Annotated in this window: 8 protein-coding genes; 5 read left to right on the top strand and 3 right to left on the bottom strand. The window is 37.1% G+C overall.

From position 1 onward, the window contains the following. The first annotated feature begins 64 nt into the window (after positions 1 to 64). On the top strand, positions 65 to 4,372 hold the full coding sequence (locus MOMA_RS07245; RefSeq protein WP_009501870.1) for a UvrD-helicase domain-containing protein: 4,308 nt from the start codon (positions 65 to 67) through the stop codon (positions 4,370 to 4,372). Positions 4,373 to 4,400: 28 nt separating this feature from the next. Further along, positions 4,401 to 6,359 carry an exodeoxyribonuclease V subunit alpha gene (recD, locus tag MOMA_RS07240; RefSeq protein ID WP_009501869.1) on the top strand — a complete coding sequence of 653 codons (1,959 nt, stop codon included), beginning with the start codon at positions 4,401 to 4,403 and terminating at the stop codon, positions 6,357 to 6,359. A gap of 90 nt (positions 6,360 to 6,449) precedes the next feature. Here recD and MOMA_RS07235 read toward each other — a convergent pair whose 3' ends face one another. After that, positions 6,450 to 7,004, bottom strand: a complete 555-nt coding sequence (locus tag MOMA_RS07235) for a hypoxanthine-guanine phosphoribosyltransferase (protein ID WP_009501868.1) — start codon at positions 7,002 to 7,004, stop codon at positions 6,450 to 6,452. A gap of 119 nt (positions 7,005 to 7,123) precedes the next feature. After that, positions 7,124 to 7,801 carry a hypothetical protein gene (locus MOMA_RS07230; RefSeq protein ID WP_009501867.1) on the bottom strand — a complete coding sequence of 226 codons (678 nt, stop codon included), beginning with the start codon at positions 7,799 to 7,801 and terminating at the stop codon, positions 7,124 to 7,126. Between the two features lie 251 nt (positions 7,802 to 8,052). Here MOMA_RS07230 and queC point away from each other — a divergent pair, with 251 nt between their 5' ends. From queC to MOMA_RS07215, 3 genes are all read left to right on the top strand, one after another. Then, entirely contained in the window at positions 8,053 to 8,796 is a 744-nt protein-coding gene (queC, locus tag MOMA_RS07225; RefSeq protein ID WP_009501866.1) for a 7-cyano-7-deazaguanine synthase QueC, read from the top strand. 72 nt (positions 8,797 to 8,868) lie between these two features. After that, a complete protein-coding gene (locus tag MOMA_RS07220) occupies positions 8,869 to 9,198 on the top strand; it encodes a hypothetical protein (RefSeq protein WP_009501865.1) in 330 nt (109 codons plus the stop codon). Positions 9,199 to 9,418: 220 nt separating this feature from the next. Beyond that, on the top strand, positions 9,419 to 10,222 hold the full coding sequence (locus tag MOMA_RS07215) for an acetoin reductase (RefSeq protein WP_009501864.1): 804 nt from the start codon (positions 9,419 to 9,421) through the stop codon (positions 10,220 to 10,222). Between the two features lie 114 nt (positions 10,223 to 10,336). On the opposite strand, the gene MOMA_RS07210 is transcribed toward MOMA_RS07215, so the two are convergent. Beyond that, entirely contained in the window at positions 10,337 to 11,788 is a 1,452-nt protein-coding gene (locus MOMA_RS07210; RefSeq protein WP_009501863.1) for an ABC1 kinase family protein, read from the bottom strand. Positions 11,789 to 11,977 lie beyond the last annotated feature (189 nt).

The raw sequence follows: 11,977 nt of genomic DNA, 5'->3' as shown, positions 1-11,977 counted from the left end.
ATTTTAGTTAAAAATTGGTTTATTGAAAAAATTTAAAAAATTTAAAAAAAATTAGGAAGAGCAAATGACAGACGAACAAACGATAAATGAAAAAGACAGAAACGAAAAAGACAAGCCAGCCCCAGCGGTAAATTTGTCATTATCAGGGCGGCATTTGATTGAAGCATCGGCAGGCACGGGCAAAACATGGACATTAACCGGAATTGTGTTGCGTTTAATTGTAGAGCAAGGTTATCCTTGTGAAAAAATCATCGCAACAACCTTTACACGCAGTGCAGCGACCGAAATGCAAGAGCGTATCCGCGGACGTTTGCAAGATTTTTATCAAGTATTGGTTGCTTTTACTGGTGAAGATTTTGGCAATATTTATCAAAAAATGACTGATAAATACGCAAACAGTTTACAAACCCAACAAAATTTGATCGAAGAACCAGTACTTGCACAGAGTTGGCAGTTGTTTTTTGCTAAGTTTGACTCCGATTTTGAGGCATTTTTAACCAAACAAGACATTAAAGACAGGTATCACGATCCGGTGAATGCATATTTGGTGGCGTATATTTTAAAACAAATGTTGACAAATAATGCCAAAAAACTGGATTTTAGTTTGGCATTAAAACGCACTCAACTTGCGTTAAATCAATTAGCCAGATTGTTTGTTGGCACGCTTGACAGTTTATGCCAAAAGTGGTTGCGTGAATTTAGCAGTGAAACAGGATTTTCCGACCAAATCAAAATTAGCAACGATGTAACTGGTATCATTCAAGGCATGATAAATGATGAAATGCGCGGTTTTTTGGCGTATTTGTATCAGCAACATTACAAATTTCCAGTGGTTTATCAAAAGGTGCAAGACAGCTTACAAAGCGTGGAGGATTATCGTAAAGTAGTAGATAGGGCGTTAAATTTTTATACCGCTCCGATCGATGTCATGACAATGCCAGTTTTGGATTTGGCAGGCATTGATGGGCTGCGTCAACGGATTGTTGACTATGCAAGTGATGCTTTTGATGAAAGCAATAAAGACAATTTGGGTTTAAACAAAAGTGGGCATGTTTATAAAAAATTTAGCCAAATTAAAGTTGTGCAACAAGCACTTAAAACCACCACAGATACATTGGCTCAATTGGCAAAATTTGAAACAAACAAAGAAACCAAAGAATTATTGCAGACATTGCATGCGTTTAAATTTAACGACAAATCGGTGTTTAACAAAGCAGCTTCGGTTAAAAAAACAGATTTGGTGTTTTTGCATGATTTGGCATTGTTGTATGATTATCAGGTACGCTTAAATAATTATAAAGAACAACTAAATACCTATTTTAGCCAATTTATTAGCCGTTATGTGCGTGAACATTTACCAAATGTGCTTGAAGCCAAAGGGCTTACCACGTTTTCATTACAATTGGCAAAATTAAACCACGCTTTAGACGGTTCGCAAGGCAACGCTCTTGCCCGATATATCCGCCACCAATATCCTGTGGCATTAATTGATGAATCGCAAGACATTAATACCGAACAAGCCCTGCTTATTAAACGGATTTATTTGGATAACAACAATGAAGATGGGCGTGTTAACACCGATGGCGGTTTTTTGTTGTTGGTAGGCGATCCAAAACAGGCAATTTATGGTTTTCGTGGCGGTGATGTGCAAAATTATACCGCGTTAAAATCTTTATTTCCTGAAAAACCCAAACAATTAACCATTAACCGCCGTTCATCTAAGGCCTTAATTGACAGTTTAAATGCTTGGTATGGTGTGCTTGACAACCAAAATATGGGTAAAAACGATAACTTAAATATACACGATAACTTACATATACACGATAAATTGTTGCCAAGTCGAATGGGCGATGAAATTTATTATCATAAAATTGATGCCGATAGAACAACCGCCGAGCTTGTGCATGATGAGTCTGTGGCTGATAAATCCGTGCAAACGATTAACTATTTGCAAATCAGTCATCACGAACCTTTTCCAACAGATACCAACCAACAAAATGACGAAAATGACGAAGATATTGATTATGTACAAGAATCTGACGTAGTTTTGGCACAGATTTTAGCGTGGTTTGACAACGATGCACCGTTAAGCAACCGACTTTTTATGCTTGAAAAAACCGACAATCAACCAAACAAACGCCCATTAAATCTGTCTGATATCTGTATTTTGGCAAATAAAAACAAATATTTAGATCAAATTGAGCGTAAATTTAACCAATTTGGTATTGCAACCATGCGCGGTGGCAGTCAGAGTATTTTTGCTGATAAAATAAGCCACGATTTGCTAAATTTAATGTCGTTACTGCTAACACCGTATCAAACCGATAAGCTGCGCACTGTGTTGATGTCGCATTTTTATCAGCTTCGGTTAAAGGATATCAACCAATTGTTTCAATCCATCGATGAAGATCAAGGCGAATTGACCCAAAACTTAAAAATTTTAAATAAGCTACAAGCACAATTAAATGAAGCATCACAAAAATGGCAAAAACAAGGGTTTTTAGTCGCTGTGCAATGGCTGTTTAATCAACAAAACACATTGCCACATCAGACCGAGTTAACCGTTTGGCAACGATTGGCAAGTCATGAAAAAGGCGAGCGGTTTTTGATTGATTTACGTCAATTATTGGATATTATCAATGAACAAATTACCACTGAATTTGGCGGTATGGCGGGCGATCATCAGTTGTTAGAATGGTTTTGCGAACAAGTGCAAACCAAACCAGTTGACGATAAATTTTTGCAACAACGTCTGTCCACTGAAATGGGCGTACAATTAATGACCATTCACCAATCTAAAGGCTTGGAATTTGGCATCGTGTTTGTACTTGGATTAACTGACAATCTGCCAAAAACCCAATCGGTGCATTTGTACTTGTACACGGATAAAAACCTGTATACGGATAAAAATGACACGCCCAAAAATCATGAGCATTTAAACCATCAGACTTTATTAAACCGTCGACATTTATCCGCCGTTAAAAACAATCACAACAAAAATTTTGCCGATGAAGAGATGCAAGATTTATATGAAGAACGCTTACGTTTGATGTATGTGGCATTAACCAGAGCCAGAGAACGTATTTACATTGTGGTTAAGGCAACCGCCAGCAACAGCAATCATTATACGCCGTTAAAACCATTTTTGGCAGATATTGGCGATAAAAAAGACATCAAAGCATTTCATCTGCATGAACGGCTATCTACAACGGTTAATGTGATTGATACCAAAGATCCACAACATGACCTAAACAAATATCTAGCAACTATCCAAAAACAACAAAAACCAAACCTAAACTTCACTCATCATGCCAAACCAACCCCAAAAACCCCAAAAAATTTATCAGATTATCAAGATTATTTTGATAAAAAAATCAAACAAGCCAATTTTGTAAATTGGCAATCAACCAGTTTTACCAATTTAGCCAAATACTCAGCACAAAAATTTTCAGCACAAAATCTAAACACACAAGAATCCGATTTATTGCAATTAAAAGACGATGAAAATATTGCAATTGAGTCTGACATTGAATCGGACATGAACAATCAAGCAAATTTAGACATTCGCTTTACTTTTGAAAAAGGCACAACCGCCGGGACATTTTTGCACAGTGTGTTAGAAAATTTGATGAATTTATCCAAAAACGATCGCAGTGCTGTTAATATACAAGCCATCATTGACAAAGAATTGCGTGCATACAGCATGCCTGATAAATATTTTTCTACTCTAAACTTTTCTGCTTTAAACACCAACAACGTAAACCACGCCAGCGGGCCAACTTTTCAGCTTGATTACATAAATTTGGTAAATTGGCTTAATGATATCATGCACACACCCTTGGCAGCACCAACATATGTAAATAAACAAGCGTGCATTTGTTTGGCAGATATTGCCCAAAATCACAAAAAAACCGAAATGGGGTTTGAATTATACTTAAAAAATAATTTAGATTTTAATGAAGTAAACGCATTATTTGACCAATACAACAAACCATTATACCTGCAAAATCCAAAAGACACCGTTTGGCAATATTTAAAAGGCGAGATTGATTTGTTGTATCAACATCAGGGTAAATATTATGTGCTTGACTATAAAAGTAACTTTTTGGGTACAACCTTTGATAATTACCAACAAAAATCATTAGAAAATGCGATGAATGAACACCATTATTGGTTACAAGCACTGATTTACCAAGTGGCATTGCACCGTTTTTTGCGTTTGCATGTAACAAATTATGATATTGAGACACATTTGGGTGGGGTAGAGTATGCTTTTTTGCGTGGCATGTCGCCAAATAATCCTAAAACCGGACAATATGTTTGGCAAATTCCAAGTGCTATGGTAATAAAATTGGATCAATTGTTCGGTTAAACCCATGAAAACCCAATTAGGAAACATTATGCACAATTCATCAAAACACTTGTCAAAAAACTTGTCAAACAACAAAAACAACTTGTTAAATTTAGATAAAATTGCCGATTTTATTGCACTGCGCAAACAACAAAAACAACTTTTAAACCCCAATTTGACTCAAGCAAAAAACGCTATTAACCATAAAAACCCAAACAATCAGTCAGGTTTAGAAAATTTTGATGAAAATAAGCCCACCGAAAGCATTCATCGGTTATCTGATTTAAGAACTATTCAACAATTGTTTGGTTTATTGGACAATGCACTGGCAAATGGGGATACGATTTTGACCTTACACAGCCAACATGCCGAACATGATGAAAAAAAACATGATGAAAAAAAGTTACAAAATTGGCAAAACGATGGTTGGTTAACCCAGTTAACCCAGTTAACCCATACGCCCTCACCGATTAACACGCCAATTGTGGCATATCGTCAGGCGAATCAGTGGGTTTTTTGGTTACAGCGCCAGTGGTTTGCTGAATATCAACTGGCAATGCAACTGTTGGCAATGACAAAACGCCAAGCACAGCTTACAAATGAAACCAAAACACAAAAAACCAAAACACAAAAAATAAAACCGCTTGATTTAACAGATACAGATTCAAGTCCAGTTAAAACCCCCAATGCCTTACAACAACAGGCAATTGACAAGGCAAGTCGTTATGCGTTTAGTATTATTACCGGTGGGCCTGGAACGGGTAAAACTTTTACCGTAGCGGAGTTGGTAAAACGCTTGCAACACACGCACTCACAGCCACTATCCATTGCCTTAACCGCTCCAACAGGCAAGGCCGCTCAAAGAATGCAAGAGTCGCTCCAAAACAGTTTAAAAGGTGAAAAAATTAACCTGGAAAATGCCAAAACCTTGCACCGATTGCTCGGTATCGGACAGCACGGCACGCCACGTTATCACAAAAACAACCACTTGCCTGATGACTTGGTGATTGTTGATGAAGCATCTATGCTTGGGCTTGAGCTTGCAAGTCAGCTTGTGGATGCGATTAAACCAACAGGACGGTTGATTTTGCTTGGCGATGCCAATCAATTGTCAGCAGTGGACGCAGGATCGGTATTGGCAGATTTGTGCAAAATTCCAGCTTTACAAACATTTCGTACAGAACTTAGTGAAACTCAGCGATTTGATGATAACTCAAAAGTTGGCAAATTGGCAAAACCCATTCAATACGCACTAAACCACGCCAAGCCTTGTAACATTGATAATTTGCTAGAAATTACCAATACTCTACAAGTAACAAACCCTGAAAAAATTGCTTTATTACAAGCAGATACCTTTAAACAACCAGATACACTATATCAAGTATTATCACAGCCGTATCAGCCATTTTTTGATTTATTAAATCATTGGCAAAAAACCACTAATATGGATAGTGTAAATATAGACACAGATGAATTTGATACCAATTGCAAAAAATTGTTTGCGACGTTTAATCAATATCGCATTTTAACCGCGGGCAATCACGGTATTTTAGGCAAACAGATGTTAAACGAACAACTAAAAAAAATCTTTTTGCAAAAAACAGGGCTTGTTAATCATAATTATTATTTTTATCACGGTTTACCAATTATGATTAATACCAATGATTATCATTTAGGTTTGTTTAATGGGGATATTGGCATTTGCTTATGGATCAAAGAATCGCTTATGGTATGTTTTGCTGATAAATTGGTTGCGATCAATCAGCTTAGCCCAAGTGTGTGCGAGCCTGCCTACGCAATGACCATTCATAAATCACAAGGATCGGAGTTTGATTGTGTGGCGGTGTGCGTTGGAAAATCACATCAGCGTTTGTTAAGCCAAGAGTTGATTTATACAGCGGTTACGCGCAGCAAACAAGATGTAATTTTGGTAAGCGAACAACAAAGCCTAACAGCCTCGCTGCAACAAAAATCACATCGCCATACAGGGTTGGCATTACAGTTTTGATAAATGGTTTGGTAAAAGTAAAAATAGTAAAGTGGGTCATCACCCACTTTTTAAACATTAACCGATTTTAACAATCACTTTTTATTAAAATCACTCTTTAATTGCATAAATACCCGGCATATGACGCAAATAACCATGATAATCCATACCACAGCCGTACACATAGCGATCAGCAACATCAACACCAACAAAATCTACATCAAAATCCGCCACTTTACGATCGTGTAATTTGTTCAGCAGCACACAAGTTTTGATGGATTTTGGGTTTTCTTTTTTTAGTTCATCAACCACCGCTTTTAACGTAATGCCCTCATCAAAAATATCGTCAATCAACAAAATATCTTCGCCCATCACCGACACATCGGGTTTAAATTTCCACTCAAGTTCACTTGTGCCAGCGTTGTTGCGATAACGCGTGGCATGAATATAATACATGCGATGATAAAACGTAAATTGGGTCAACAGTTGCCCGGCAGGAATCAAGCCACCGTTCATGACCACCATGACAATCGGATTTTGCCCAGCGTAGTGTAGATTAACACTGGCTGCAAGACGTTCATAAGCGGCCGCCACCTCAATACTGCTAATCAGACATTCAGAGTTGCGTAGGGCTTCTTCAATTTGTTGGTTGCTAAGTTGGCTCATACATCACCTATTTTTTGCCTTTAAAAAGTGCATTTGAAAAAATTGGCTATTTTAACACATTTTTTGTCTTATTTTTGATATTTTTGACAAAATTGCAGTTTATTAGTGTTATCCGTTTGTCAATTGTGGCTTTCAAAAATCAACGGCTGATAATAAGAGGTAAATTTGGCAAGTGATTCTGTTGGCAGTTGTGGAATTAAGCGATGCAATGCCAATGACAACGCTTTGTTAATAACGCTATCGGCAATCGGTATTGCACCGCGTTTTAGCCTGCTTAGTGGCAGTGTTTTGCTAAAATCCAGTAAAAAATGCTGCAAACAAGCCTTGGTTAATTCATCAAACAAACGCGTTAAATTTTCCACTTCATGCTTGCCATTGCCTTGTTGTACATTGTCAAAACTTGCCAACAGTTGGGTTGCCAAAGCATCAGACAAGGGCACGCTAATGCGTAATTTGCCCTCTAAGTCGGTTTTTAGCACATTTTTATCCAAAAACTCAAAACTTGGCAATACCAAATCATTTGTAGTGGGGCTTAAAACTGTATTAATCAATTTATCGGTTGTCGCTTCAATGGTATGACTGACTTTAATCAAATGTTGCTTGCGTTCGGAGTTGTCAGGCAAACTTTCGATCAATTTGACAAGCATGATATCAAGCAATTCTTGATTGATTAAATGTGTGATTTTATCGCGGTAGACATCGTAACGCTCACCGCGGTTATTCTTGATTAAGGCATAAGCATCGTCAATGGTATCAGACAAGCTTGTAGATGGCAAAAACCCAAAATAATAAGACATAATATTTACTCAAAGACATATTAAAAACAATATTAATGTTAAAACATTAGAAAAATTTAATAATATTTGCTAAAATAATCAAACATTGAAAAACAAACATGATAAATTGTAAAAACATTGTAAAAAAAACTTGCCAATAATAGCAAGTATTTTTTGCTAAAAGTATTTTTGCTAAAATTGCTGCATAAAATAAAAACTGCAGAAAACTGTATCAATAACCACTATATCAATAACCACTGTATCAATAACTTATGAATAAACCACAAAATTTTATACCCACAACTGCCAAGCCTAATAACAACCAAAACGCCGTTGTTTTGCTATCAGGTGGTCTTGATTCTGTTACGTGTTTGTACTGGGCAAAAGCCAATTTTAACCATGTAACCGCGGTAAGTTTTGATTATGGTCAACGCCACAATAGTGAACTTAACGCAGCCAAAAACATTGCCAAAATTGCCAGTGTGGATCATCGCGTGATTGGCATTGATTTAGCCCAGCTGGGTGGATCGGCTCTAACCGATCAAAACCTACATATTCCAAATGCAGACAAAACAGCAGATTTTAGCAACCATCAAAACAATGCCAACATTCCAATAACTTACGTGCCTGCCCGCAATACGATTTTTTTATCGTATGCACTGGCGGTTGCTGAGGTAACCAAAGCAAATACCATTGTCATCGGCGTAAACGCTGTGGATTATTCAGGCTATCCTGACTGTCGTCCTGAATATATTGATGCGTTTGCAAAAATGGCAAATCTTGCTACCAAAGCAGGGGTTATGGGAAATCATCTCACAATTGCAACGCCTTTGTTGCATTTAAGTAAAGCAGAGATCATCAAATTGGGCGTATCACTTGGTGTGGATTATGGTTTGACCGTATCGTGCTATCAGGCAAATCGTGATGGTTTGGCGTGTGGCAAGTGCGACAGTTGTTATTTACGCCAGCAAGGTTTTTTACAAGCTGAAATAGACGATCCAACTTGTTATCAATAAAATATGTTATTAATAAAATAACAGCTTTAAAAAATTATTTGTTTAAATTTGATAAAACCCATAGGAAATTGTATGAAAAAACCGACTTTTGCGACGATCTTATTAAGCACAAGTTTGACACTACCAAGTATCATATTGCCAAATCTTGCCAATGCCAGTACTGATGTCAATCATGCTCAAATCAATGCGTGCGTGGCTCAAATGACTGAGAAAAAAATTACCGACAATAAATCCGCCCAAAAAGTATGTGGCTGTGTGGTAAAAGAACAAGCAAAAATCACCCAAAAACAAAAAAACGAACTGGACGATTGGGTAAAATCAGGCAAAGATATCCGCACCAATAAAACTTTTCAAAACATCAGTGATCGCATGAAAGCCTGTGGCAATGGCATTATTAAATAGTAGATTAAATAGCAACGGTTAATAGCAACATTGTTAACATAAATTCACACACAACCAACAGAATAAATATACGTCATTTAGGTGAACAAATTATAATAAAATTGTTGGTTTTGGTTTAACACAATTTCCAACGATTTTATGATAATTTTTTACATCAAACTTTAACTCCAAAACTGTTTAAATACAAAAACTATTTAAATACAAAAAAAGAGGACATACCATGTCGGATAAAAATACCAATCAAAAAGTTGCAATTGTTACAGGTTCAGCGGTAGGTCTTGGCAATGCAATTGCCACACGTCTTGCCAAAGATGGTTTTAGCGTGGTTTTGCATGACATTAATGAAGAAAATCTTAACAAAGCAAAAGCAGAATTTGATAAAGCAGGTTATCGTTATATCGGTGTTGTTGGCGATGCATCAAAACGCGATGATCAATTTAACCTTGTAAAACAAGCTGTTGAGGCTTTTGGTCGCGTTGATGTGTTTGTTAATAATGCAGGTGTAGAATCGGTTGAGCCTTTCTTAGAAATTGAAGAAAAAGAAATTGATCGCGTGCTTGATATTAATGTGAAAGGCGTGATTTTTGGCACACAAGCAGCGGCTGAACAAATGCAAAAACAACATGAACAAGACAACAATAGTGTTGGTAAGATCATCAATGCGTGTAGTATTGCAGGGCATGAATCTTATGAAATGTTGAGTTTGTATTCGGCATCAAAACACGCGGTGCGTTCGTTCACGCATTCAACCGCCAAAGAATTGGCAAAACACAACATTCGTGTCAATGCTTATTGTCCGGGCGTTGCTGATACGCCAATGTGGGAGCGTATTGATCAAGCTTTTGTTGAACACAAAGGCTATAAACCAAAACAAGCATGGAATGAATTTACGCAAAATATTTTGGTTGGTCGTCCACAAGAACCCAATGATGTGGCTAATTTAGTGGCGTTTTTAGCATCAGATGATGCCAATTATATCACAGGACAAACCATGGTTACAGATGGCGGTATGGTTTTCCGTTAATTTTTAAAAATTGCTTGGTTAAGAATTGTTTAATAAAAATAAAAAAGTGGGCTAATAGCTATATTAACCCACTTTTTTTATTTTATGTGTCTTTATTAAGTTTATTAAGTTTAATTAAACAAGTATAAAAGGCTGTATTAATTTTTCTGCAGATGTTTTGGCATTTAATACCGTCATAAAAGTATAAGCTCCGATAAATTTTCGGCTAATAAACATAAATTCTTTTGGTGGTATGCTAAAGGCTTTGGAACTTGCGGATTTGGTTGCCAAACCAATCACGCGGTTGTGCAAATCACTTTTTGCCCAAATATAATTGCCCTCATTGTCTAAGCAATGTTTTGGTATGGTTGGATTATGGCTTGGCAAGCTAAACGGTTCGCTTGCCAATAAAAACAATTCAACCATATCGTGCTTAACTTGTTCGTTCATGGTGGCAAAAAAATCATAATGCTCGCCTGCATCGTTAAGTGCTTCGTACATTTGTTTGCGATCGTGATAAAACCCTGCCAACAAAAACCGCTTGGCAATGTTTAACAAGGTTGTATCAAACTGGCGAATCGCCCCAAAATCCAACAATACCAGTTGATCGACCGGTTGATCGCTTAGCTTGGTATCACTTAGCTTGGTATCAGTTTGTTGTTCAATGGTGCGTATCAGATAGTTGCCAAAATTTGGATCGGTTTGCATATCGCCCCATGCAAAAATTTCTTGCAACATAATCTCAATGGATGCCTGTCCGATACGACAGCGTCGCGATTCTGGCAATGCAAGTATGCGTTCATCACCAATTGATAAGCCTTCTTCAAATGTCATACACAATACGCGACTTGTGCTATATTCATTGATAATGCGTGGCACAACATAGCGATCATCACCGCTTAGCCGCTCATAAAACATTTCGGTGGTTTTTGCCTCCAACAAATAATTGACTTCATGGTGCAACAAATCACGAATTTCCTCAAACCAATCATCTAATTGACGCGTTTGTGGTACGGCATTGGTTACTTTAAGCAATTGACGGAATAAATCAAGATCGCTATCTACCGCATCGGCAATATTTGGATATTGAACCTTTAAAACCACTTGCTCCCCTGTGGGTTTTAAAGTTGCACGGTGTACTTGGGCAAGACTTGCTGTGCCAATTGGCATGGGATCAATGTCAAAATCATGAATTTTTTCACCAAGTTCATGACGCAACGCACTTTCAATAATCCGCCACGAAAAAGTTGCAGTATTGCTGTTTAAGGTTTGTAACGCCTCGGTAATTTCAGGCGGTAGAAAATGTTCACCGTACAAAGCCAACATTTGTCCAATTTTTACCACCGATCCTTTCAGTTTACCCAATTCGTTTGCCAAATATTGAGCCTGTTCTTTCATAAAGGCTTGTTTGGCAAGCTGTTTTTGTTCTTTGGATTTAAACACACCAAATGCACTGTTGGTTGCCCAACGCCTGCCAATATTGAGCGATGCTTTGGCAATGGATAAACGTCTGTCTAATGCTTTGGTTTTTAAGGCATCTAATTCAAGGGGTTGGTTTTGTAGGTTTTGGCTACTGTTGTCAGTCATTTATCTGCCTGCAAAATTTGTGCTTATCAAAATTCACTCATTTTAACATAAAAAAAGATTTTTACAAAAACTTAAACCATCATTATCCATAGAAAATTGTTAATAAAACCGCCCAAAAAGTCGCGATCCACTTTTTTATTAACAAAAATTATGCTATTATTTTTCACAATTTTTTAAAAATAGAAGATA

Origin of the sequence: Moraxella macacae 0408225 (assembly GCF_000320365.1) — a bacterium.
In the GTDB taxonomy this organism is placed as follows: Bacteria; Pseudomonadota; Gammaproteobacteria; order Pseudomonadales; family Moraxellaceae; genus Faucicola; species Faucicola macacae.
This window is presented reverse-complemented; position numbering and strand designations above follow the sequence as displayed.